The organism is Microcoleus sp. Pol1C5 (assembly GCF_036701115.1).
GTDB lineage: Bacteria > Cyanobacteriota > Cyanobacteriia > Cyanobacteriales > Microcoleaceae > Microcoleus.
Map to the genome: position 1 here is coordinate 1 of NZ_JAUBQE010000010.1, position 22,655 is coordinate 22,655.

A 22,655-nucleotide genomic window follows, 5' to 3' on the forward strand; every position below is an offset into this window, starting at 1 on the left:
CCATTTTTATCAACGGGGGATGAAGGCTCTCGCCCAGATTCTATCTAGCTCCTGACCGCCTTGTCACCCCCCCAGGTCTCTGAAGGACTGGTACAAGCTTTAACTACGTTTCCCTTAATGCGATTGGCTGGCTTCTACCGCCGCCCAATCAAGATGAGTCTAGAACAAGACATTGCTAACATAATTATAGAAGATGAAGACACAACGATTACAGGCAGATTTGACATTTTAGCAATCAATAAAGAGAAACAAATTGCCGCTGATATACTATTTTGGATTTTAGTAATAGAATCTAAAAATAGTCTAATTGCTCCCCGCGCTGGTTTGCCCCAACTTCTAACTTACCCCTCTAAAAGTTTAGAATATCAAGAGTCTGTTTGGGGGCTGGCGACTAGCGGAGAGTTTTATCAGTTCGTCAATATCCGCAGAGGAAATCCCCCAACCTATCAGCTAATGCCATTTTTGACTTTGATGGAACCCGAACCTTCAGTTTTGTTGCTGCAAGTTTTAAAAGCTATTTGTAAGCTATAGCAGAAGGAAGAAGAAGGACTAAAGTCCTTAGTACAAACATAAAAAAAGAGGCAGAGAAAATTCCCCGCCTCCAATCTGCCATGACTGTTAACCTAAAAGTTAGATTAGCCAGCCAATACTTTTTAGTAGCCTCTGGTGTTAGGCTTGTGGACAATGAAGCTCAGCACTTGGCACTGCTTCACGTTGTCAAAACCCATGACGCGGATGTAGCAACCAGGATTATCTTGACGGCAAGCTTGAACTTCTGTCATGATTTCTTGGACGCTGCGAGCACCAAACAAAGGCAACTTCCACAGAGTCCAATAGCGCATTTCAGCGGCAGAGGTTTCGTTGAATTCTACGCCGGGAATGTAGCCTTGATCCAGGATGTACTGGAGTTGCTTGGCAATTTGGGCGTCTGTCAGCGGGGGCAAATAGGACAGAGTTTCGTAACGACGCTCTTTAGGTAAAGTCTTCATTTTTTGTATCTCTAAGGTGTGTGTTCGATCGCACTTGTCGATCGATTAACTCGACAAATTATCCAGATTCGGTTCAGAATCTATTGATGTTTCAGGATTACTGCTAGGAACAGACCAATTAAGTTGCGTAGTTCGCTCTAAATGCTGGCGTCTGTGTTCCATATTCGCCTGTTGAATGCCAGTACAAACCATTTCTGGCAAATATTCTGTCACATCGTGAGCCAGATACTCTCGCACAGTCATGATCCGAAATCCTAAATCTTGATTTTCCAAAAGCAACTCTTGAATGTAGGCTTCTCCATCTTGGATTTTGGCCTTCGTGGAAAAATCATTCAACCAGATTGCCAGAGGAGGATTGGTTTCGCTCAACTGAGCGACCACCATCCGCACGGATTGATAGGTTAGGTAACTTGCCAGCACCTTAGCGGTGTCTTTCGCAACTTGTTTGAGATCCATTTTGACCCCAGCCCCCTCAAATTTTAGATTTTGGATTTTAGATTTTGGATGCAAACTTACTTGTAAATCTTCTTCAAAGATAAAGACTTCCTAGCAAGTTTGCGACCTAAAACCTAAAATCTCCAACCAAAAATCCTTAAAGGGTATCCATTGCCTCGAACTCAAACTTGATTTCTTTCCAGAGTTCGCAAGCAACAGCCAGTTCAGGAGACCATTTGCAAGCTTCGCGGATCACGTCGCCGCCTTCGCGCATCAAGTTGCGGCCTTCGTTACGAGCTTGGACGCAAGCTTCCAAAGCAACGCGGTTAGCAGTTGCACCAGGTGCATTACCCCAAGGGTGGCCCAAGGTGCCGCCGCCGAACTGCAAGCAGGAGTCGTCGCCGAAGATTTCCACCAAAGCCGGCATGTGCCAGATGTGGATACCACCAGAAGCAACCGGCATGACACCGGGCATGGAGGCCCAATCTTGGGTGAAGTAAATACCGCGGCTGCGGTCTTCTTCAATGTGGTCTTCGCGCATCAAGTCTACGAAGCCCATCGTGATGCCTTTTTCGCCTTCGAGTTTACCCACAACTGTACCGGAGTGCAGGTGGTCGCCACCGGACATCCGCAAGCACTTGGCAAGCACGCGGAAGTGGATACCGTGGTTTTTCTGACGGTCGATAACTGCGTGCATGGCGCGGTGAATGTGCAGCAAAATACCGTTGCGACGGCACCATTTAGCCAAGGTTGTGTTAGCAGTGAAACCACCGGTCAGGTAGTCGTGCATGATGATGGGGGTTTTGATTTCCTTAGCGAACTCAGCCCGCTCCATCATTTCTTCGCAGGTGGGGGCAGTTACGTTGAGGTAGTGACCCTTGACTTCGCCGGTTTCTGCTTGGGCTTTTTCAATAGCTTCTTGAACGAACAGGAAACGATCGCGCCAGCGCATGAACGGTTGCGAGTTGATGTTTTCGTCGTCTTTGGTGAAGTCCAAACCGCCGCGCAGAACTTCGTAAACGGCACGGCCGTAGTTCTTAGCAGACAGACCCAATTTGGGTTTAATTGTACAGCCCAGCAAAGGACGACCGTACTTGTTCAATTTGTCCCGCTCAACGGTAATACCGTGAGGAGGGCCTTGGAAGGTTTTCAGGTAAGCAATGGGAATCCGCAAGTCTTCCAACCGCAGAGCGCGCAGAGCTTTGAAACCGAACACGTTACCAACCAAAGAGGTCAGCAAGTTGGTGACGGAACCTTCTTCAAACAAATCCAAAGGATAGGCAATGAAGCAGATGTACTGGTTGTCTTCACCGGGAACTGGCTCGATGTCGTAGCAGCGACCTTTGTAGCGGTCGAGGTCGGTCAGGAGGTCAGTCCACACAGTTGTCCATGTACCTGTGGAAGATTCAGCAGCCACAGCAGCGCCGGCTTCTTCAGGGGGTACTCCCGGCTGCGGTGTTACCCGGAAAGCCGCCAAAACATCTGTATCCTTTGGGGTGTAGTCCGGCGTGTAATACGTTAGTTTATAGTCTTGAACTCCGGCTTTATACCCAGCCTTTGATTGAGTTTGGGTTTGCGCGTAAGCCATATCTCGCTTCCTAGTATTCGCTTAATTTTTTTGCCCGATCGCAGGCTGTTAAAAATATATCAATAAAGTGGCGTTCTCAAATTTTAATATTCTTTTAATCATCATAAGTATTATTTATTTTGCTTTACATTAGGCAAATATTTGTAACATATCTTATGAAAAGCCAGCGGCGAAGGATGCAGGAGGAAAGGCTGGGGATCGCAGAGCGGGGAGGAATTTCGCTTGAGCGAAAGATATGGTGCAGCGAGCCGAACAGCGAATCAATACGGTTTATGTAAAGAATTTAATACTTAAAAATCAGAATTAGTAAGGGGTAATGGGTCTGGGCTAAGTAGTTAGAAATACCTAAAGTTGTGGATGGCAGTTGAGATCGATCTCAACAGCAATCTAGTATGCAATCTAAAATCCAAAATCCAAAATCTAAAATCTAAAATCCCGCGACTTCCAGACCCTCAACTCAAAAATCGACAGCATACCACATAATATGGACAGGACTTGTGCAGCAAGAGCAAGCTCGTTTCTCAAACCAAATCCGTCGTTACAGCCATTTAACCTCGCTGAAAACCGGGTTTCGGTGTTAGCTGCGCGTAAGTCTACTATGGATATTTAGCCCCATTTTTACTCTGGTTGTGCCTCACCCCCCTTCAAAAGCCGTCCACTGCATCAATCCAGATTGCCCAAGGCCCTACCCTCAGACTTGGGGCAACAATTTTTGTCATAGTTGCGGGGCTCCCCTGCGACTAAAAAATCGCTACGTGCCTGTAGAAAGCCTCGGTTCCGGGGGTTTTGCAGCAATTTTCACAGTCTGGGACACAGAAACAGAAACCGAGCGCGTCCTGAAAGTGTTGCTCGAAACTTCCCCGAAAGCCCTGAAACTGTTCGAGCAAGAAGCTTGGGTTTTGGCACTTTTGCGGCACCCGGGCGTCCCTAGAGTCGAGCCTGACGGTTATTTTCACGTCCAAACCCAAAATTTTGCAGGCGGCGAGGGAAATCCTGCGGCGAGGCGCCTGCCTTGTTTGGTAATGGAAAAGATTCACGGCAAAACTTTAGAAGAGGTTCTCGACGAGCACCCCCAAGGATGTCCGCAGGAATGGGTGTTTAGTTGGCTGAGTCAAGCTGTGGAAATTTTAGAGGAGTTGCACAGGTGTCAGATTATTCACCGCGACATTAAACCCTCAAATTTGATGCTGCGCGACCCGGCATCGCCCCAAGTATTGCTGAGTAAGGGTTTGGGCGGACTGCAATTGGTGACGATCGACTTTGGGGGAGTTAAACAGATGGGCGGTGTCGAATCCGCGGGAAAAGATTCTCGGAGTTCGACGCGGTTGATTTCGCCCGGGTACAGTCCGCCGGAACAAATTGTGGGAGGCGGTGTCGTGCCGGCGACGGATTTTTATGCCCTGGGGCGGACTTGCATTCACTTGCTGACGGGGAAGTATCCGGCGGAAATTGAAGATCCGATGACGGGAGAGTTGCGGTGGCGCCACATTGTATCTGTGAGTCCGGCTTTGGCGAATTTGTTGGACGATATGGTGCGATCGAACGTGCAGCAGCGTCCGGCGACGGCTGGCGATGTTCGGGCGCGTTTGCAGGAGATTTATGCTAGGAGTAAGGGCAAAATCGCGATCGCCCCAATCGGTCAAGCTATTTTAGAATTCTGCCGGCAAATAGTGGTGGCGGGGGCGCAAAAAACTGTCAGCCTGACTGGTGTTGTGTTCGGCGCGATCGCTCAAATCGTGGTAGCTTCTCTGGATACCGGCTGGGAAATGGTGCTCGGTGCCGTTGGTGGAAGTGCGGGGGCGATCGGCGGTTTGGTTTTGGGTTATGCTTCGCCTATTGGCCCGGAAATTGCCAGTTTTCTGAATGAAGGTTTGCAGCAATTAATTCCTAACATGACTTTCGCTGTCGGGCCGGAAGTGCTGCTGTTTGGGTTTGCGGGATTGGGAACTGCGATCGGTTTGACTGATGCGGGGAGTTTTCGCCAGCAAAAACAGTATTGGCTGTCTGGATTGATGGGAGCTCAGGGTTATTTGTTGGCGGGTTTGTGCTGGATGGAAGCAACAGCTTCTAGCGGTGTGCAGGGGGTTATTTTGGGAGCTTTTGCGATCGCATCTTTGACTGTGGGAATGGGTTTGCGGAGCCATCAATTAGTTCACGCTTTGGTAGTGGCTGTTTTTTCTACGGGAATGTTTCTGTTTCTGAATGCTTGGAACATTTTTCCGGGGAGTTTCTTTGGGATTTTGTCACTGTCTAACGTTACCTTCGGCTGGCTGCAAGTTTGGGGTTCAATTGTGTTTTTTGGTTTGTTGGGAAGTGCGATCGGGCTTTGTTTGGGAGTTAGTCATTATTTAGTTGTGCCCGTGCTCAGGTGGTTGGGCTGGCGGTAGGAATTAACACCAAATCACTATGCTAATCGAGTCGTTATCAATTAAGTCTGTCTCAAAATTTTCAATGGTTGGTGCTCTGGCGATCGCCCTTGTCCTCAGCAGCCCCAATCTAGCCAAAGCCGAATCGCGAGAACAAGCCGTCGATCGATTGACCGATTTCTTATTCTACAGGGTTAATCCTCAGTTAAACAATCGCAAACTGCAAGCTGGCGATCGCGAATATAGCAATCAATGGCGGAGATTGCGCGAAGCGATCGATCCGCGAGTTAAGTCGGTACAAGAAGTCTGCTTTAGGCCCGCCCCAGGAGATACAGGATGGGAATTCACGACAATTAACGGCGAAACCTACGAACAAACCTACGATTTACTTGCAGATACAATTTTTTACAGCCGCCATCCTCAACGAACCGGACAGCCAATTCCCAAAAGCGATCGGATCGGCATTAGTGAATGGTCAGCAATTCGACGCGAAATGTATATTTCCAATTGTGGACTGTGAGACTCGATCGCCTTACACCGCAGCATTGATCGAAGATAATTCCTAGAGGTCATTTCTACACAACTCTGTAAAAAGAAAGGTTTTAAACCGATGAGTATGAAAAGTTGGATATGCGATCGCACTCTTGTTACAACCAGAATTATTGCAGCCTGGCTTGGACTAATCGCCATTGGATATACAAGTTTTGCCCGTGCTGCCCCACAGCAACAAATTTCCAGCATAAATAGTGCAAAAATCGATACAGCCAGTCAAAAAAAAATCCTCAATAATCCCGAAGAAAATTCAACAATCGTTGCTTTAAGTGAAAAGGTTCAAGTCAGTCTTGAAAATTCTGTAAATTCCAATAAAAAAATACCTCTTCAACAAGGTATGTCATACGAAGAGGCGCGTCAAATCCTGATTCAACAACGGTGGCAGCCAAGCTTACAGGGTCAACCCAACCTCAGAGATCGTTCGGTTAAAGAGCTATTTGATTTAGGATATCAAGAGATTAAGGATTGTTCTGGTACAGGAGAGGGGCCTTGTCGTTTTGAGTTTATCAATCAACCAGGAGAACTGCTAGTTATCGTCGCTACGACCAGAGTTTCTGAAAATACAAAACGTTTTGTGAGGAATTGGTGGATTGAGAAAAAGACAGATAGCAATCAACAAAAATCTTCATCAAACATAATTCAAGAAGGTCATTATTGGTTGGGAGGTACGGATCAGGGTTTAGAGGTCAAGGGAAAACAATATCGATATTATGATGAGTCTAATATCGAGCGACCGTGGCAACCTCTCTCTGAGTTACAACATATCAAAAAAGGCGTTATTTTTGATGGAAAAATTTATTGGTGCTTATCTACTATCGCACCTAAAACAGGAGGAAGTTCTTGTTCTAGAGATGGATGGCAACAAAAGATTTATCACCAGCGATATCGGGGAGATTGATAATTTTAATTGGGTTTAATCGTGCTAATTAAATCACTTTCAATTAAGTCAAAATCGCAGTTTTTAGGGGTGTGTGCATTAGCTATAGCCCTTGTACTCGGTGTTGCCAATCTAGACTGTGCTACAGCGCGCGATTATGAATCACGAACTCAAGCTGTGGATAGGTTTACGGATTGGTTTTTTTATAGAGTGAATCCTCAATTAGGAGGCCGCAAATTGCGATCTGACGATTCTTCTGCCTACATCCGCGAATGGAATGCTATTCGTAATACAGTGGATCGAGAAATGATTACTACACAAGGAGATTGCGTCGGTGATGCTTTCTGGGACTTCGATTATCGTTCTCATGGGCGATCGCTCGATCGGATTGCAGATACAATTTGGGATATCCGCGATCCATCGGGTGACAAAACTCGTGCAGATGTTTCTAAACAAGAATGGCAGAAGCTTCGTAATTCAATAATTAGAGAGCATTATTGCTATTAATGTGCAACAATTGTCAACCAAAATTAAACAATAAAGAACCACAGCGCTCTCAGTTACCAATATTGTTAAAACATAGATATAATATGTACCCTGAATTGTACGATCGCTCAGTTAAGTTTAACTTTAGTTGGTGAAGTCCCAGGAAATCCAGCAATAGGAACCAGAAAATGTTGGTTTTGCCGTAGCTGGACGAGAAGGCAGGTATGATTGTGTAGAAAGTCCTGCAGGAGAAGAACCTTGACTTGGCTTAATTATCCAGGAAAATTTGGGTTGAGAAGGGGACTTGAAAAATCAGGGGTTAATTCTTTTGCCCGCAGAGGGAATGCAAAGTTATTTTCGCGTATACAATTTATCTAATTTTCTCGTCTTACTCTTAGTCCGCCTCTGCTGGAAGGAAAGTTGGACTATTAAGCGATTTCAATGGCAGAATGATCGATAATATAATCTGCGATCGCCCGGATTTGATATCATAAGTAATACCCAGAAAAAATATTATATTTTTGCACTAAAATGTCAGTCACTACTCATCAATTAATTCAGTGGAAACAACAAGGGCGGTCAATTGTTGCCCTGACAGCTTATGATTATGCGATCGCCCAACTCATCGATCAAGCAGGCGTAGATATCATCCTAGTCGGCGATTCCCTCGCCATGACAGTCTTAGGCTACGACACAACCCTACCCATAACCCTCGATGAAATGCTGCACCACGCTAAAGCTGTGCGCCGTGGAGTTAAACAAGCATTAATTGTTGTAGATTTGCCGTTTTTGACTTACCAAGAAAGTCCCCAGCAAGCCATGCACTCGGCCGGGAGAGCTTTGAAAGAAACTGGCGCTCAAGCTGTAAAATTGGAAGGTGGATATCCAGCAATGGCTGCCACAGTTTCGCAGCTAACATCCGCCGGAATTCCGGTGATGGGGCACGTTGGTTTAACTCCGCAATCGGTACACCAACTCGGCTACAAAAAACAAGGAAAAACGGCCCAAGCAGCCGATCGCATCATAGCAGAGTCGATCGCGCTTCAAGAAGCAGGTGCCTTTGCGATAGTCTTAGAACACATTCCCGCCGACTTAGCCGCTCAAATTACGCAAAAACTAACTATTCCCACCATTGGTATCGGCGCCGGGCCGCACTGCGACGGCCAAGTTTTAGTTACTTCCGATTTGTTGGGACTTTCTGAAAAACAGCCGCCTTTTGCGAAAGCTTACGCCAATTTGCGAGAAACAATTACCCAAGCTGTGAAAGATTATTCCCTCGAAGTTAGAGAAGGCAAATTTCCCGAATAGGTTCTTAGTGAGGGCTTGAGCCCTTAAAAAAGAGGACTAAAATCCTCACTACAAACCTAATTTACACTTTCGGCTGGCCCTCTTCCTCTTTATCCTTCTCAACAGCTTCATCCTCAGATTGACCAACCCCTTCCTTAAAACTCCGCAACGTTTTGCCCAAAGCATTTCCTAACTCAGGAATCTTCTTGGGGCCGAAAATTAGAATAGCCACCACCGCAACAATGCCCATTTCAGGCAATCCCAGACCAAACATACAAAATCTCCTGTAAAACTTGCTCGATCGTAAGTCAATCTACTGATATTGTTAAAGTATCTACCTTTTTTCCTGCATCTTGCAACAGTAGAATCAAGTTTTATTAAGCTATCCCCCGATAAATACGAATGTTAGAAATATCCCAGCCTTCTCTGCGCGACCAACAGCACCATCTCATCCGCGATTTAGCAGACCGGATGGAAGCAGTATGGCACCGCTATCTAGACCTCGAACCCTACCACCTGCCCGCTGAGTTGGGATATGTAGAAGGCCGCTTGGAAGGAGAAAAACTGATCATTGAAAACCGCTGCTATCAAACGCCCCAGTTCCGCAAAATACACCTCGAACTCGCTAAAGTCGGGCCCTTGCTTGACATTCTGCACTGCGTGATGTTTCCCAGACCGAATTATGCTTTGCCGATGTTCGGTACCGATATAGTAGCAGGCAAAGGCCAAGTTAGCGCCGCGATCGCAGACCTTTCTCCCCTCAATCCCGATCGAACTTTGTCGGAAACCTACCGAACCCAACTGGCAATATTGCCGATCGATCAATTTTCTTGTCCCCGCCAAATTCCCGAATGGGGGGATATTTTCTCAGAATTTTGTCTGTTTGTGCGGCCAGAGTCGATCGAAGAAAACAGTCGGTTTTTGGATATTGTTGAATCCTACGTTGAAATTCACTGCAAACAGGCAGTCGCTTCCGAACCAGTCTCTGCCGCCGAAGCATCGAAAATTCTCGACGCTCAAATTTACTACTGCACCCAGCAGCAGCAAAACGACAAAACCCGCCGCGTACTCGAAAAAGCTTTCGGTCAAGATTGGGCCGAACATTACATGACCGAGGTGCTTTTTGATATCCCTAAATAGCTGAAATTGGTTTACAATACTTCACAGTGGGTGAAAAAAACTTAATCAGGAAATCACCTACTTTATAAGTAATGGGAAAGGAATCACGGGTCAAGGATAAATCATTTTTAAAACCCCCAGGGCGAGGAGTCATCGGTTTAGCGATCGCCGCCACTCTCCTTACCACAGGAGTCGGTTTTTGGCAAGTATCTCAACTTAGAAAAGCCGAAGAGTTAAAGGCAGCGGCTGCTGCGGCTGCTGCAACTTCCGTCGCCACCCGCAACAGTGTTACCGCTTTGGGTAGGTTGACTCCCCAGGGGGAAGTTATCAAATTGTCAGCCCCTTCTGCGTCGGAGGGAGCAAGAATTGAACAGTTGCAGGTGGAAGAGGGCGATCGAGTCAGTCAAGGACAAATCATAGCAGTTCTCGATACGCGCGATCGGCTCCAAGCAATCCTCCAACAAGCCGACAAAGAAGTCAAAGTCAAACAAGCAGAATTAGCGAAAATTCAAGCAGGCGCAAAAACAGGCGTTGTCGGCGCTCAAAAAGCAGAAGTTGCCAAGTTTGAAGCACAAGTGCAAAGAGAAACCGAAGGCGAAGCAGCGAATGTCGCCCGCTTAGAAGCTCAACTGCGAAGAGAAACCGAAGCCGAACAAGCTAACGTCGCCAAATTCGAGGCCGCGCTGCAAAGAGAAACCGAAGCCGAACAAGCTAATCTTGCCAAATTTGAGGCACAACTCCAAAGAGAAACAGAGGTGCAGCAATCCAAATTGGCTAGGCTAGAAGCTCAATTGCGCGGCGAAATTGCCTCTCAAAATGCTACAGTCGATCGGCTAAAAGCCGAATTAACCAATGCCGAAGCCGAGGAACAACGCAATAAAGAACTCTCAGAAACAGGCGCAATTTCTGCTTCCGCCTACGATACCAAACGCTTAGCAGCAGAGACGGCTCGCCAGAGAGTAAAAGAAGCGCAAGCTATATTAGAAAAAACAGTGCAAACACTGCAAGAGCAAATAGTCGAAACGAAAGCAACAATCAAACAAACAGTAGAAACAGGCAAGCAGGAAATCAATCAATCCCGAGCCAATCTCCGACGCAAGTTAGAAACAGGCAGGCAGGAAATTAACCAAGCCAGAGCCACCTTAAATCAAAAGATAGAAACAGGACGAGAACAAATTAATCAAGCCGAAGCAATACTAAAACAAAAAGCAGAAACTGGCCAAGAACAAATCAATCAAGCCAAAGCAAATCTAGACCAAATTGCTGAAGTCCGTCCCGAAGACGTGCAAGCCGCCCAAGCCGCCGTCGAAAGTGCGATCGCCACCAAACAAAAAGCTCAAGTAGACTTAAATCTAAGTTACGTCAAAGCACCCGTATCCGGCTACATCCTCAAAGTTCACAGCCGACAAGGAGAAAGTGTCAACACTCAAGATGGCATCGTAGAACTAGGCGGCACCGATCAAATGTACGCCGTAGCAGAAGTTTACGAAACCGACATCGCCAAAGTGCGAAACGGTCAGCGCGCAACAGTCACCAGCCCGGTTTTTACAGGCACTGTGGAAGGAACAGTCGATCGCATCGGCAAACAAATCAGCAAAAAAGATGTCCTTAATACAGACCCCGCCGCCGACACCGACGCGAGAGTTATCGAAGTTAGAATTCGCCTCGATCCGGAATCGAGCAAGAAAGTTGCAACCCTAACAAACTTGCAGGTTGAAGTCAAAATAAATATCTAAATTTTACGTTGAGACAACTTACGGATGGGGACTCAAGCAACCGGGTATTTTACGGATATTAAGGGTTTGAATCAAATATAAGGGGAAAAAAACAGGTTTCTCAACACCCGTGCTTAAGTCCTAAAATTATTCCCTCCTAAATCTAAAATCTAAAATCTAAAATAGACTCTTATGGCAAAAATACCACTAGCTTGGGCACAATTAACCCGCGAAAGAATGCGCTTAGTAATCGCGCTAGCCGGCATTGGATTTGCTGACTTGCTAATGTTTATGCAGTTTGGATTTAGAGACGCGCTATTTGAAAGCTCCATCACCTTTCACTCGCAATTAAAAGGGGATATTTTTATCACCAGCACTCAATCTACGGCTTTAATAGCCATGAAAAGTTTTCCCCAGCGTCGCTTGTATCAAGCTTTGAGTTTTGACGGCGTTACAGCAATTAGTCCCGTATATTTAGGCTTTGGATTGTGGAAAAATCCCGACCCCAACCAGCGCAATACCCGCCAATTGATGGTAATCGGTTTTGACCCTGCTCATCCCATCTTCGATCTGCCTGAAATCCAAAATAATTTGGACAAAATCAAAATTTCGGATGTGGTTTTATTTGACCAAGCTTCCCGGCCGGAGTTTGGGCCGGTAGCAGAATATTTTAAACAGGGAAAAGTTGTTGAAACTGAAGTTGACAATCGCCGCGTTAGGGTAGATGGTTTATTTACTATAGGGGCCTCTTTCGGTGCCGACGGAAATCTTGTCACCAGCGATTTGAACTTTATGCGGATTTTTTCGACGCGGAGAACAAGAGGTTTAATCGATATAGGTATTGTTCACTTGCAGCCGGGAACAGATGTTAAGGCTGTTGTTGATAAAATGAGGGCAACTTTGCCGAAAGATGTGATAATTTCTACTAAAGAAGAGTTTGTAGATTTTGAAAAAAAATATTGGCAGGAAAGTACCTCCATCGGATTTGTTTTCACACTCGGCGCGGCAATGGGGTTTATCGTTGGGATAGTGATTGTTTATCAAATTCTTTATACTGATGTTACCGATCATTTACCAGAATACGCTACGCTCAAGGCGATGGGATATAAGGATATTTACTTTTTGGGTGTGGTGTTTCAAGAGGCTTTGATTTTGGCAATTCTTGGCTATTTGCCAGGGTTTGGAGTTTCTTTGGTGCTGTACAATTTAGGGAGAAGTGCTACGAGTTTGCCGATGTATATGACTTTGGCGAAAGCTATGACTGTTTTTATTATGACAGTTGTCATGTGTGCTGTGTCGGGGGCGATCGCAGTTAGGAAGTTGCAGGCGGCTGACCCGGCGGATATTTTTTAAGGAAGGAAGAAGGAAGAAGGAAGAAGGAAGAAGGAAGAAGGAAGAAGGAAATACCAATTACCAATTACGAATTAACAGCTACAAATTACCAATGAATACTTTACCAGTTGTCTCAATTAAAAATCTCAATCATTCCTTCGGCGAAGGACAACTTCGTAAACAGACCTTATTTGACATTAACCTAGAAATCTATCCGGGCGAAATCGTGCTGATGACTGGCCCTTCGGGGTCTGGGAAAACAACATTGTTAACCTTGATTGGAGCTTTGCGATCGATCCAAGAAGGTAGTCTTAAAATTCTCGACCAAGAATTGCGGGGAACGCCGAAAAATAAATTAGTTAAAGTCCGGCGCGACATCGGCTATATTTTCCAAGCTCACAATTTGCTCAAATGCTTGACAGCTAGGCAAAATGTGCAAATGTCTTTAGAATTGCACAGTCATCTTTCTCCCCAAGAAACTAATTATAAAATAGAGGGAATGCTGCAAGCTGTAGGCTTGGGAGAAAGAATAGATTATTACCCGGACAGTCTTTCTGGTGGCCAGAAACAAAGAGTTGCGATCGCCCGGGCATTAGTCAGCCAGCCAAAATTAGTTTTAGCAGACGAACCCACAGCAGCACTAGATAGTAAATCAGGTCGAGATGTGGTAGAAATTATGCGAGGTTTGGCAAAAGAACAGCACTGCACTATTTTGCTTGTAACCCACGACAACCGCATTTTAGACATAGCCGATCGCATTATTCACATGGAAGACGGCTACCTCGCACAAGACACATCAACAACGGTGACAACCGGCATTCTTTCGGGAAAATAATATTAATCCACTTAAACTTATTTCCGAGAACCGGGACGCTTTGCTCCTACCTTGGCAGGACTTTTCGTTGCACCTTTGGCTGGAGTTTTAGAACTACTTTTGCCACTTTTTTGACCCTTAGCTCCTACCAATTGGCTATCATTGGCATTTGTAGGTCTGCCGGCAGGCGTTCTCGTAGTCCTAAAGGTAACATTCACCCCTTCATTCGACTGTTCCAGCACCAACATCGGCGTCGGCTTGGCTTTTTGATCCCACTCAATATGAACGATGCGACCTTGAATTGTTGGCTGCCAACTGTCGTGATCGTCTGAAGGACTTAGATAAGTTTCCAAACAGTCAATAATTTGATTAATTGTCGCCGATGTTGCCTGAGTCGGCAGTTTCATCAGCTTAATTTGAATCCGAAACAGCACGCGTTTTTCTATTTTTATTGCCGGATCGCCAGTTTCGTATTCGATATCAAACATCGAATCGACTTGCCTGCCGCTGCCCGCATTCCCATTTTTATCTCCCACTGCCCCCTGAGTCGGACGCAGGGCAATACTAATTTTTTCTTTAACTTTTACCTTGATCTGGTTCACAATGGCAAAGTGAAAGACTTCTTCCGCCATCCGCATTCTCAGGTAGTCTAAATTAAAGTCTCGCGAGTGGATAAGGTCGGGATTCTTTTCCATCTTTAACATGGTTTCCAGAGCCATTTTGTATTTTTTCTGGAGTTCTCGATTTCTAAACTCCTCAAATTTGAGCTTTTTACTCAAATCGTCGAGTTTTAGCTTGGTAAACACCGCTAAACCGATAAGCAATAACAACAGTAATCCCGACCCTCCCATTAAGAGTTGGTCTGAGGACGGATCTCCGGGTTTAGCCTTTTTAGGTTTGGGAGAGGCTACTGCCAACCTTGGTTCTACAAGGATTATTTGGGTTGACATGGGCTTTTAAAGGGTAAAATTTGACGCTATATTTATACAGGACTCCAGAGTAGAGCTGGTAGTGCAACTGGATCAACCAACATTGACATCATTCCACCATCATCTTGGTACAACTGGATTTCTGCAACTGGAGCACGCACCCTCTAATTAATACTTTATCTTTAACTGCAAGCAGGTTTCCGAAATATCGGAAAATCGCGCGCTGGCACTGGCCAATAGAAATGGTGAATTGTCTGTAATATATTATACCTATACAGCTAAAAAAATGTTTGTTCGACGGTCTCCGTTTCTAGCAAAATAAAAAGAAATACACATAAATTAATAGTAACTCTGGGAGCCAGCAGCGGAAAACATCAAGGAGAACAGCCGATCGCCCGGACGATCGAGGGGCGGACGTTGGAGAGTGATAATTCCTACTGTTGGCTGACTCCCGCCGTGCCAGCCCACCGGGCGGCTTGCTGTGAAAGTCGAGCTGTGGTGCGATCGAACAACGTCTCCTTAGCTAAGATTACAGCTAATACCACCCATATTCGATCGTGACTTACGAACCCCTGCACCACAAATATCGCCCTCAGACATTTGCCGAATTAGTCGGTCAAGAGGCGATCGCCCAAACCCTCACCAGCGCCATCCTACAAGAGCGTATAGCACCAGCATATCTATTCACCGGCCCCAGAGGCACCGGTAAAACATCTAGTGCGAGAATTTTCGCCAAATCCCTCAACTGTATTTCTACGGTTGCCCCCACACCCACACCCTGCGGCAAATGCAACGTTTGCCAAGAAATTGCCCGAGGTTCGACACTAGATGTCATCGAAATTGACGCCGCCAGCAACACGGGAGTAGATAACATTCGGGATTTAATTGAAAGAGCTCAATTTGCTCCCGTACAATGCCGCTATAAAGTATATGTAATCGACGAAGTTCATATGCTCAGTACCCAGGCATTTAATGCCTTATTAAAAACATTAGAAGAGCCGCCAGATCGCGTTGTATTCGTCCTCGCCACAACCGACCCACAAAGAGTATTACCAACTATTATTTCTCGGTGCCAAAAGTTCGACTTTCGTCGCATCCCCCTCGATGCAATGATTGCCCATTTGCACAAAATTGCCAAATTAGAAAATATCAATATTGCCAGTGATGCAGTACAAATGGTTGCTCAAATCGCCCAAGGTGGTCTGCGAGATGCCGAAAGTTTGCTCGACCAACTGAGCTTATTTCAGGGTGAAGTAACAGTCGAAAAAGTTTGGGATTTAGTCGGTGCCGTCCCAGAAAATGACTTAATGGATTTGCTACAAGCTATTGATACAGATAACGCTACAGCCCTAATAGACATGACCCGACACCTCATGGATCGCGGTCGGGAACCGCTAATCGTGCTGCAAAGTCTCGCGAGCTTTTACCGAGATTTGCTAATAGCCAAAGCTGCACCGAAACGGTCAGATTTAGTAGCTTTAACATCTGCAACTTGGGAAAAACTGGGGGATTTTGCTCGCAATTGGGATGCCGAGTTGATTTTGGCAGGTCAGAAACATTTGCAAACCCACGAAGTGCAAATTAAAAACACTACTCAGCCGCGTTTGTGGCTGGAAGTAACGCTATTGGGATTGTTGCCCTCAGCAATTAGAACTCAGCAGCAACCAACAGCGGAACCATCTAAAAATATTACTCCATCACAAATTCACCCCTCCCAACCCAGGGCGGGCACGGGGGCACCGCCCCTACAATCGGGGGGAAGCCAGACATCTCATATTGAACAATCTTCAGTTCCCAATTCGCAAAATCCTCCGCCTCAATCGCCGCCTGTGGCTAATCGAATAGAAAGCACACCTGCTGCAGCGATTCCCGCACCTGTACCAACTGCTGAAACGAATCAAACAAATTATTCACCGACTAATTCAGGCGATGAAATCGATTTAAATCGAGTGTGGGAACAGGTACTTGACCGCGTGCGACCGAATGGCACTCAAGCACTGCTTCGCCAACATGGACAGCTAGTAATTTTTAGCAATGAGGCTGCTTATGTTAAGATTAGTTCGCAGCCGTTGCTCGATATGGTTAAAGGCAAAGTAGCTAATCTTGAAGAAGCTTTTTTGCAAGTTTTTCACCGTCGAGTAATAGTAAAATTGGGATTGACAAATCCCGCTGAAACTAATAGTTCCCGCGCCAAGAATTTGGCAACTTCTAACGGACGTGTTGGCGAAAATCCTAGGAATTCTACTCCTGCGGATGATGCGGGCCAACAGGTGCAAAACTCGGCGGATTCTGAGATTACAGATAATTTTTTGGGGAATGGTGGAGAAGAACAAAAATACCCGCCAGCGGCTGAAAATACCGCCGTTAATGTGCCGGCAATTTATGAATCGCGATCGCTCACAAACGGCTCTACAGACTCTCAAAATGACTTTAACGCTCAGGCTATAGCGGTGCGTGCTGATGCTCAAGATGTCGCGAATACGGCTAGGCAATTGGCTGCTATGTTTGACGGGGAAGTAGTCGATTTGTCGGATGACTTGGAGATTTGGGAGTCGGAAACTTTTAGATTGGAACCTGAACCGGATTTTCCCGAGTTATCTTCTGAGTTAGATGAGGATGAGATCGTAGATTTTTAAATCTGTTAGATACCCGACTTCTTGAAGAAGTCGGGTATCTAAGCGACGGTTTCAATTTGTCGGTATTATCAATATTTCGAGTGAAAACTTTTAAGCTGACTCTGGCTTGGGCAGCGAAGACGGAAGTACCAACAACTCGGCGGTCGATCGCTTCTCGACCATTTCCTTAGTAATCGTACACCGGGCAACATCCTTGCGCGACGGCAACTCGTACATTACATCCAACATCAATTCTTCGACAATTCCGCGCAGCGCCCGTGCTCCAGTTTTGCGGCGGTATGCCTCCTGGGCGATCGCCCGAATTGCCTCCGGCTTAAAGTCCAACTGCACATTATCCATCTTCAGCAGCTTTTGATACTGCTTAACCAAAGCATTTCGGGGCTCAGTCAAAATCGCCATCAGCGTTTCCTCATCCAGCGGTTCCAACACCGCCGCCACTGGCACCCGCCCGATAAACTCAGGAATCATCCCAAACTTCACCAAATCATCCGGTTCCAGTTGCTTGAGTACATCAGCAGCCCGCTTTTCCTTCGGCTGAGCTTCTCCGGGCTGAATAAAACCCATTGACTTTTTGCCAGTTCTCTGCTCTATTACTTTCTCCAGACCGACAAAAGCACCGCCACAGATAAACATGATATTGCTAGTGTCAATTTGGATGCAGTCTTGGTAGGGATGCTTGCGGCCGCCTTGGGGAGGTACATTGGCGATCGTCCCCTCCAGCATTTTCAGCAGCGCCTGCTGCACGCCTTCACCCGACACATCCCGCGTAATCGATGGATTCTCGCTCTTGCGGGCTATTTTGTCAATTTCATCAATATAAATAATTCCGCGCTGCGCCTCTTCCACGTCCATATCTGCCACTTGCAGCAGCCGCAGCAAAATATTTTCCACATCTTCCCCGACATAGCCCGCTTCCGTCAGCGTCGTCGCGTCAGCCACCGCAAACGGCACGTCTAGCATATCCGCCAACGTCTGAGCCAGCAGAGTTTTTCCGCAGCCCGTCGGCCCGATTAACAAAATATTCGATTTTTGCAGTTCTACTTCTTCCGGCGGGTGCTTGCCACTATTTTTGGCATGGATAAAGCTCAGGCGCTTGTAGTGGTTGTAAACAGCCACCGAGAGCACCTTTTTCGCCTCATTTTGCCCGATCGCGTTTTCGTCGAGGTAATTTTTAATTTCCCTCGGCTTGGGAATTTGGCTCAGGGACATACTTTTGCCCGAGCTACCGCGGCGCTTTGGCGTCGTTTCCTGCTTCGGAGCCACCGCAGCAGCAGGCACTGCACTCGAATCAAACAACTCCTCATCTAAAATTTCATTGCACAAGTCTACGCATTCGTCGCAGATATACACCCCGGGCCCTGCGATCAACTTGCGTACTTGCTCTTGAGACTTGCCACAAAACGAACATTTTAGATGGGAGTCGTACTTAGACATAACAGCCTCTTAATTCAGTGCAGTGACATTCTCTCCCGCCGCCGGAAGGTTTTCTTTAGCGATAACTCGATCGACCAAACCGTAATTTTTGGCTTCCTCGGCTGACATAAAAAAGTCGCGCTCTGTATCAGCCTCTAATTTGTCGATCGGTTGACCTGTGTGGTGCGCTAGCAGTTGATTCAGCTTACGCTTATGATAAAGGATTTCTTTGGCTTGAATCTCAATATCAACTGCTTGACCTTGAGCACCTCCAAGCGGCTGGTGGATCATAATCCGGGAACTCGGAAGAGACATCCGCTTACCGTGGGCTCCTGCTGTCAGTAGAAATGCGCCCATACTCGCTGCCAAACCGTAACAAATCGTTACCACATCTGGGCGGATTTGCTGCATTGTGTCATAAATTGCCATGCCGGCTGTCACCGAGCCGCCGGGGGAATTTATGTACATTTGGACATCTTTTTCTGGGTCTTCGGCATCTAGATACAATAGCTGAGCCACTATCGAGTCAGCAACTTCGTCGGTTACGGGAGTTCCTAAAAACACAATTCGCTCCCGCAGCAAGCGCGAGTAAATGTCAAAAGCCCGTTCGCCCATCCCCGACTGTTCTAGTACCATCGGCACTACATTGCTGGGGCTGGAACTGACATCAAAATCGTTATAGCTTGTAATTAGGTAATTGGAAGATTGAGATACAACCATAAGACACCAGTCAAGGATTCTAGACAATTTGCTGCTGCTGATGAAAGCTTTAAATTAAGCCGCCAGCTTTTAACTATTATGCCTCTTCTGAACGGATATCGGGGGAATGGGGAGTTTTGAGTTTTGAAAGTGCTTTCTGCGGTGGGCGCAACGCTGGAGTGACTCGCAAGGCTCGCGGGGTGAATGAGTTATAATACTTACTGGTAAATCATCGCTGCTTCTAGTGGACACCGCGAGCTTTTAGTAAGGATCGGGCGCACCCGGAGCTTGTAGTTAAGGCTTGGGTGCGCCGTTAAAATCGCGGTTCATTTCATGCCCCCAATTAGGACATTTGAACACATTAAGTTCTATTCTTCGCCTACGACTTCCACTTCAACGCTCGTGGCTGCTTCTGCTGAATCTTCAGCGTCTGATTCTTCTGATTCTGCAGCAGCAGGAGTCAGAGAGCCTTCAGGTACGAGTTCGATTGTTCCTTTTTCTTCCAACCATTTCAGGGTTTTTTGTTTGAGCAAGTCTTCTGCTACAAATTCCTGCAACCTTTGGGGGTCAAAATCTCCTTTGGGAAACTGCTTTCTGATTTTTGCTACTTCGGCTGCTACTTCTGCTGGTTCAACAGATAAGGATTCCAGCTTGGCTACTTCTGCCAGAGCTAAATTCTGCTTGAGGCGATCGATTGCTTCCGGGCGCGAGCGTTCCCGCATCGGGCCCATATTTTCTTCGGTAAACAGTTGGTTGATATCTATGCCGTAATTTTTCAATTGGACGGCTTGTTGATTCAACAAATAATCGATTTCGCGATCGACCATTGTTTCTGGGATTTCCACGTCTATTAGCTGCGCGAGGGCTGCTGATATAGCTTTTTCCTTATTAGCTGATGTCTTGTTTTCTTGGTCTGCTTTAAACCGAGTTTCGAGCGATTCGCGCAGTTCTGCTAAAGTTTCAAACTCGCTGACTTCTTGGGCGAAGTCGTCGTCCAACTCCGGCAATTCTTTTTCCTTAAGTTCTTTGAGAGTAATCGTAAAGACTGCGGGTTTTCCTGCTAGTTCTTCACTGCTATACTCATCTGGGAACTGCACGGAAACTTCTCTAGTTTCTCCTGGATTCATCCCGATCATGCCTTGGATAAAGCCCGGTACAAACTGATTTTCCGATAATTCTACTTGAAAATCTTCTGCTTGACCGCCGGGAATTTCTGCGGGAGTTTCGCCTTCTGGTGCTTCCGCAAATCTACCGGAGAAATCAACCAAAGCCATGTCTCCCAACTGAGCCGGCCGGCCTTCTACGGGGATTAAAGCAGCTTTGTCCGATCGATATTTTGCCAGTACCTCATCTACCTGAGCCTCATCATACTTAGCTTCTTCTGCTTGAAGCTGCAAACCTGTGTACTGACCCAGTTTCACTTCGGGTTGTACGTCAACCTTCGCTGAAAAAATCAGAGGCTGTTCTGGATCGAACTTAGCTAGTAATTCTTCAAACTCGGTGCGAAGTTCAAAACTGCCAATTGCAGCAATTTTTTCTTGTTCGAGGGCTTTTTGCAGGGAATCATTAATCAAATTTTCCAAAGCCGTCGCCTTCAAACGAGTCTGGCCTAGGCGCTGTAGCAAAACTTGACGGGGAACTTTGCCTTTGCGGAACCCAGGAATATTAACCTCGCGAGCAAATTGTTTAATTACTTGCTCGTAAGCTTGTTTTGACTTTTCTGACGGTACTTCGATTTCCAGACCAATTTGGCTAGCTGGAAGTTTTTCCTGGGTTACTTTCATCGGCTTTTGTGATATTTAACAATAGTGTAATAAAATACATACAAATCTGACTTTGCCTGCATTTTAATTTTGTACGCTTTGACTCGTAACGGCACAACTACAACACCTTTACCGGATGAGACTGTAAGTCCTTGCCGGCTACTTTTTTGGCTCTTGCCAAATAGTTTTGGTTTGAGGATACTAGCTTTTGCTGCTAGGAATGTGGAGGTTAAGTCCACTAATTGCCGATGCACCATAGCACATATCGCCCTGTGATGTCAATCTTGCCGCCCTCTGCGGCTAGTTAAAGTCAATGGATGCGCCTGCGAAAATGCAGATATATCGCAAAACTTAACCGGATGCGGATTGGGCGTGGGCGAGCGGCAAAAGATGCTAAACTGGCATTGGCTACGATCGCACGGATCGATCGGGAAGTTCGATCGCCCTTTTAGGTTAACTGCACCATTGCTATCCTCTCATGCTCCTGATATCGCATAACATTAATTAAGTTTGATATTGAGAATTGCAGTTATTTAAATTTTTGATTTCGATCCTTTAGACTTTAATTTTTGGAGGAAACTAATTTGTCTCAATCCTATCGAGTTGCCATTTTAGGAGCTACCGGCGCAGTCGGTGCCGAGTTGCTAGAACTATTGCACAGCCGGAGTTTTCCGATTTCTAAGTTGAAGCTGCTGGCTTCGGAACGTTCAGCAGGCACAACTTTGCCTTTTGGCGGCGAGATGCTGCCGGTCGAAGCAGTTTCGGCGCGATCGTTTGATAATGTAGATTTGGTACTCGCCTCTGCCGGCGGCTCTACTTCTAAGTTATGGGCTCCGCAAGCGGTGGCAGCCGGGGCAGTGGTAATTGACAATTCTAGCGCTTTCCGCATGGATGCGACGGTACCGCTAGTGGTTCCCGAAGTCAATCCCCAAGCAGCAGCAGCTCACCGAGGTATAATTGCTAATCCCAACTGCACGACTATTTTGATGGCAGTTGCCGTTTGGCCACTTCACAAAGTTAGGCCGATACAGCGCATCGTTGTAGCGACTTACCAGTCTGCCAGCGGGGCGGGGGCAAGGGCAATGGAGGAAATGAAAGCTCAAGCAAGAGCTATTTTGCAGGGGGAAACGCCCAAAACAGATATATTTCCATACCCGTTAGCATTTAATTTGTTTCCGCACAACACCCCGATTAACGATTTGGGGTATTGTGAAGAAGAGATGAAAATGGTAAACGAAACTCGGAAGATATTTGGTACGGACGAGATTAAAATTACGGCAACTTGCGTGCGGGTTCCCGTACTACGGGCTCATTCGGAAGCGATTAATCTAGAGTTTGCAGAGCCTTTTAGCGCGAGCGAGGCCCGGGAAATCTTAAAGCAGGCAAGCGGGGTTAAGCTGGTAGAAGACTGGCAAGCTAATTATTTCCCGATGCCTGCAGAAGCCAGCGGTAAGGATGAGGTGTTAGTTGGCAGGATTCGTCAAGATATTTCTCACCCCTGCGGGTTGGAAATGTGGCTGTCGGGCGATCAAATCCGCAAAGGGGCGGCTTTAAATGCGGTGCAGATAGCTGAGTTGCTGGTAGAAAAAAATTTGTTGCGAACCCAAGTGGCGGCGGCTTCTAATTAGGGGGAACCCTGGCAATTGGGAAATTCA

Annotated in this window: 21 protein-coding genes; 12 read left to right on the forward strand and 9 right to left on the reverse strand. The window is 46.4% G+C overall.

Annotation, left to right across the window (positions count from 1 at the left end; genetic code table 11):
- Positions 1-153: 153 nt before the first annotated feature.
- Positions 154-531, forward strand: a complete 378-nt coding sequence (locus QUA23_RS07805; RefSeq protein WP_333075041.1) for a hypothetical protein — start codon at positions 154-156, stop codon at positions 529-531.
- A gap of 122 nt (positions 532-653) precedes the next feature.
- Here the strand turns inward: QUA23_RS07805 and QUA23_RS07810 are convergent, their stop codons facing one another.
- From QUA23_RS07810 to QUA23_RS07820, 3 genes are all read right to left on the reverse strand, one after another.
- Positions 654-989, reverse strand: coding sequence for a ribulose bisphosphate carboxylase small subunit (locus tag QUA23_RS07810; RefSeq protein ID WP_333041670.1), 336 nt, complete (start codon positions 987-989; stop codon positions 654-656).
- Positions 990-1,034: 45 nt separating this feature from the next.
- On the reverse strand, positions 1,035-1,445 hold the full coding sequence (gene rcbX / locus QUA23_RS07815; protein WP_333041668.1) for a RuBisCO chaperone RbcX: 411 nt from the start codon (positions 1,443-1,445) through the stop codon (positions 1,035-1,037).
- A gap of 136 nt (positions 1,446-1,581) precedes the next feature.
- Entirely contained in the window at positions 1,582-3,012 is a 1,431-nt protein-coding gene (locus QUA23_RS07820) for a form I ribulose bisphosphate carboxylase large subunit (protein WP_190660564.1), read from the reverse strand.
- A 629-nt stretch (positions 3,013-3,641) separates the two neighbouring features.
- On the opposite strand from QUA23_RS07820, the gene QUA23_RS07825 reads away from it, so the two are divergent.
- The 5 genes from QUA23_RS07825 (at position 3,642) to panB (ending at position 8,601) form a co-directional block, all read left to right on the forward strand.
- The gene (locus QUA23_RS07825; RefSeq protein ID WP_333075042.1) at positions 3,642-5,399 is read left to right on the forward strand and encodes a serine/threonine-protein kinase; all 1,758 of its coding nucleotides are present in this window, start codon (positions 3,642-3,644) and stop codon (positions 5,397-5,399) included.
- A gap of 64 nt (positions 5,400-5,463) precedes the next feature.
- Entirely contained in the window at positions 5,464-5,898 is a 435-nt protein-coding gene (locus tag QUA23_RS07830; RefSeq protein ID WP_333075043.1) for a hypothetical protein, read from the forward strand.
- A gap of 96 nt (positions 5,899-5,994) precedes the next feature.
- Complete coding sequence (locus QUA23_RS07835) at positions 5,995-6,828, forward strand: hypothetical protein (RefSeq protein WP_333075044.1); 834 nt, start codon at positions 5,995-5,997, stop codon at positions 6,826-6,828.
- A gap of 21 nt (positions 6,829-6,849) precedes the next feature.
- Positions 6,850-7,314 (forward strand): hypothetical protein, encoded by a 465-nt coding sequence (locus QUA23_RS07840; RefSeq protein WP_333075046.1) that lies wholly within the window; start codon positions 6,850-6,852, stop codon positions 7,312-7,314.
- Between the two features lie 510 nt (positions 7,315-7,824).
- Positions 7,825-8,601: a 3-methyl-2-oxobutanoate hydroxymethyltransferase gene (panB, locus tag QUA23_RS07845; RefSeq protein ID WP_190660554.1), complete on the forward strand. Its 777-nt coding sequence runs from the start codon at positions 7,825-7,827 to the stop codon at positions 8,599-8,601.
- Between the two features lie 61 nt (positions 8,602-8,662).
- On the opposite strand, the gene tatA is transcribed toward panB, so the two are convergent.
- On the reverse strand, positions 8,663-8,854 hold the full coding sequence (tatA, locus tag QUA23_RS07850) for a twin-arginine translocase TatA/TatE family subunit (RefSeq protein WP_190734631.1): 192 nt from the start codon (positions 8,852-8,854) through the stop codon (positions 8,663-8,665).
- 128 nt (positions 8,855-8,982) lie between these two features.
- On the opposite strand from tatA, the gene QUA23_RS07855 reads away from it, so the two are divergent.
- The 4 genes from QUA23_RS07855 (at position 8,983) to QUA23_RS07870 (ending at position 13,581) form a co-directional block, all read left to right on the forward strand.
- The gene (locus tag QUA23_RS07855; protein WP_333041658.1) at positions 8,983-9,720 is read left to right on the forward strand and encodes a phycocyanobilin:ferredoxin oxidoreductase; all 738 of its coding nucleotides are present in this window, start codon (positions 8,983-8,985) and stop codon (positions 9,718-9,720) included.
- 71 nt (positions 9,721-9,791) lie between these two features.
- Positions 9,792-11,435: an HlyD family efflux transporter periplasmic adaptor subunit gene (locus QUA23_RS07860; RefSeq protein ID WP_333075047.1), complete on the forward strand. Its 1,644-nt coding sequence runs from the start codon at positions 9,792-9,794 to the stop codon at positions 11,433-11,435.
- Between the two features lie 171 nt (positions 11,436-11,606).
- Positions 11,607-12,767, forward strand: a complete 1,161-nt coding sequence (gene devC, locus QUA23_RS07865) for an ABC transporter permease DevC (RefSeq protein WP_333075048.1) — start codon at positions 11,607-11,609, stop codon at positions 12,765-12,767.
- 91 nt (positions 12,768-12,858) lie between these two features.
- Positions 12,859-13,581: a DevA family ABC transporter ATP-binding protein gene (locus QUA23_RS07870; RefSeq protein WP_333075050.1), complete on the forward strand. Its 723-nt coding sequence runs from the start codon at positions 12,859-12,861 to the stop codon at positions 13,579-13,581.
- A 17-nt stretch (positions 13,582-13,598) separates the two neighbouring features.
- On the opposite strand, the gene QUA23_RS07875 is transcribed toward QUA23_RS07870, so the two are convergent.
- A complete protein-coding gene (locus tag QUA23_RS07875; RefSeq protein ID WP_333075052.1) occupies positions 13,599-14,510 on the reverse strand; it encodes a hypothetical protein in 912 nt (303 codons plus the stop codon).
- Positions 14,511-15,046: 536 nt separating this feature from the next.
- On the opposite strand from QUA23_RS07875, the gene QUA23_RS07880 reads away from it, so the two are divergent.
- Positions 15,047-17,125 (forward strand): DNA polymerase III subunit gamma/tau, encoded by a 2,079-nt coding sequence (locus tag QUA23_RS07880; protein ID WP_333075053.1) that lies wholly within the window; start codon positions 15,047-15,049, stop codon positions 17,123-17,125.
- Between the two features lie 90 nt (positions 17,126-17,215).
- Here the strand turns inward: QUA23_RS07880 and clpX are convergent, their stop codons facing one another.
- The 4 genes from clpX to QUA23_RS07900 all read right to left on the reverse strand — a co-directional run bounded on the left by clpX (position 17,216) and on the right by QUA23_RS07900 (position 21,257).
- Positions 17,216-18,559 (reverse strand): ATP-dependent protease ATP-binding subunit ClpX, encoded by a 1,344-nt coding sequence (gene clpX / locus QUA23_RS07885; RefSeq protein WP_333075054.1) that lies wholly within the window; start codon positions 18,557-18,559, stop codon positions 17,216-17,218.
- A gap of 9 nt (positions 18,560-18,568) precedes the next feature.
- Positions 18,569-19,258: an ATP-dependent Clp endopeptidase proteolytic subunit ClpP gene (gene clpP / locus QUA23_RS07890; RefSeq protein WP_333075055.1), complete on the reverse strand. Its 690-nt coding sequence runs from the start codon at positions 19,256-19,258 to the stop codon at positions 18,569-18,571.
- Positions 19,259-19,605: 347 nt separating this feature from the next.
- Positions 19,606-21,021, reverse strand: a complete 1,416-nt coding sequence (tig, locus tag QUA23_RS07895) for a trigger factor (protein ID WP_333075057.1) — start codon at positions 21,019-21,021, stop codon at positions 19,606-19,608.
- Positions 21,018-21,257, reverse strand: a complete 240-nt coding sequence (locus QUA23_RS07900) for a hypothetical protein (RefSeq protein WP_333075059.1) — start codon at positions 21,255-21,257, stop codon at positions 21,018-21,020. Before QUA23_RS07900 ends, tig begins: the two co-directional genes overlap by 4 nt.
- A gap of 327 nt (positions 21,258-21,584) precedes the next feature.
- Between QUA23_RS07900 and QUA23_RS07905 the strand changes: the two genes are divergently transcribed.
- Positions 21,585-22,628 carry an aspartate-semialdehyde dehydrogenase gene (locus tag QUA23_RS07905; protein ID WP_333075060.1) on the forward strand — a complete coding sequence of 348 codons (1,044 nt, stop codon included), beginning with the start codon at positions 21,585-21,587 and terminating at the stop codon, positions 22,626-22,628.
- The last annotated feature ends 27 nt before the right edge of the window (positions 22,629-22,655 follow it).

Coding starts and splice junctions, on each gene's coding strand:
- QUA23_RS07805 (WP_333075041.1), top strand. CDS start 154: ATGAGTCTAGAACAAGACATTGCTAACATAATTATAGAAGATGAAGAC.
- QUA23_RS07810 (WP_333041670.1), bottom strand. CDS start 989: ATGAAGACTTTACCTAAAGAGCGTCGTTACGAAACTCTGTCCTATTTG.
- rcbX (WP_333041668.1), bottom strand. CDS start 1,445: ATGGATCTCAAACAAGTTGCGAAAGACACCGCTAAGGTGCTGGCAAGT.
- QUA23_RS07820 (WP_190660564.1), bottom strand. CDS start 3,012: ATGGCTTACGCGCAAACCCAAACTCAATCAAAGGCTGGGTATAAAGCC.
- QUA23_RS07830 (WP_333075043.1), top strand. CDS start 5,464: ATGGTTGGTGCTCTGGCGATCGCCCTTGTCCTCAGCAGCCCCAATCTA.
- QUA23_RS07835 (WP_333075044.1), top strand. CDS start 5,995: ATGAAAAGTTGGATATGCGATCGCACTCTTGTTACAACCAGAATTATT.
- panB (WP_190660554.1), top strand. CDS start 7,825: ATGTCAGTCACTACTCATCAATTAATTCAGTGGAAACAACAAGGGCGG.
- tatA (WP_190734631.1), bottom strand. CDS start 8,854: ATGTTTGGTCTGGGATTGCCTGAAATGGGCATTGTTGCGGTGGTGGCT.
- QUA23_RS07855 (WP_333041658.1), top strand. CDS start 8,983: ATGTTAGAAATATCCCAGCCTTCTCTGCGCGACCAACAGCACCATCTC.
- QUA23_RS07860 (WP_333075047.1), top strand. CDS start 9,792: ATGGGAAAGGAATCACGGGTCAAGGATAAATCATTTTTAAAACCCCCA.
- devC (WP_333075048.1), top strand. CDS start 11,607: ATGGCAAAAATACCACTAGCTTGGGCACAATTAACCCGCGAAAGAATG.
- QUA23_RS07870 (WP_333075050.1), top strand. CDS start 12,859: ATGAATACTTTACCAGTTGTCTCAATTAAAAATCTCAATCATTCCTTC.
- QUA23_RS07875 (WP_333075052.1), bottom strand. CDS start 14,510: ATGTCAACCCAAATAATCCTTGTAGAACCAAGGTTGGCAGTAGCCTCT.
- clpX (WP_333075054.1), bottom strand. CDS start 18,559: ATGTCTAAGTACGACTCCCATCTAAAATGTTCGTTTTGTGGCAAGTCT.
- clpP (WP_333075055.1), bottom strand. CDS start 19,258: ATGGTTGTATCTCAATCTTCCAATTACCTAATTACAAGCTATAACGAT.
- tig (WP_333075057.1), bottom strand. CDS start 21,021: ATGAAAGTAACCCAGGAAAAACTTCCAGCTAGCCAAATTGGTCTGGAA.
- QUA23_RS07900 (WP_333075059.1), bottom strand. CDS start 21,257: ATGGTGCATCGGCAATTAGTGGACTTAACCTCCACATTCCTAGCAGCA.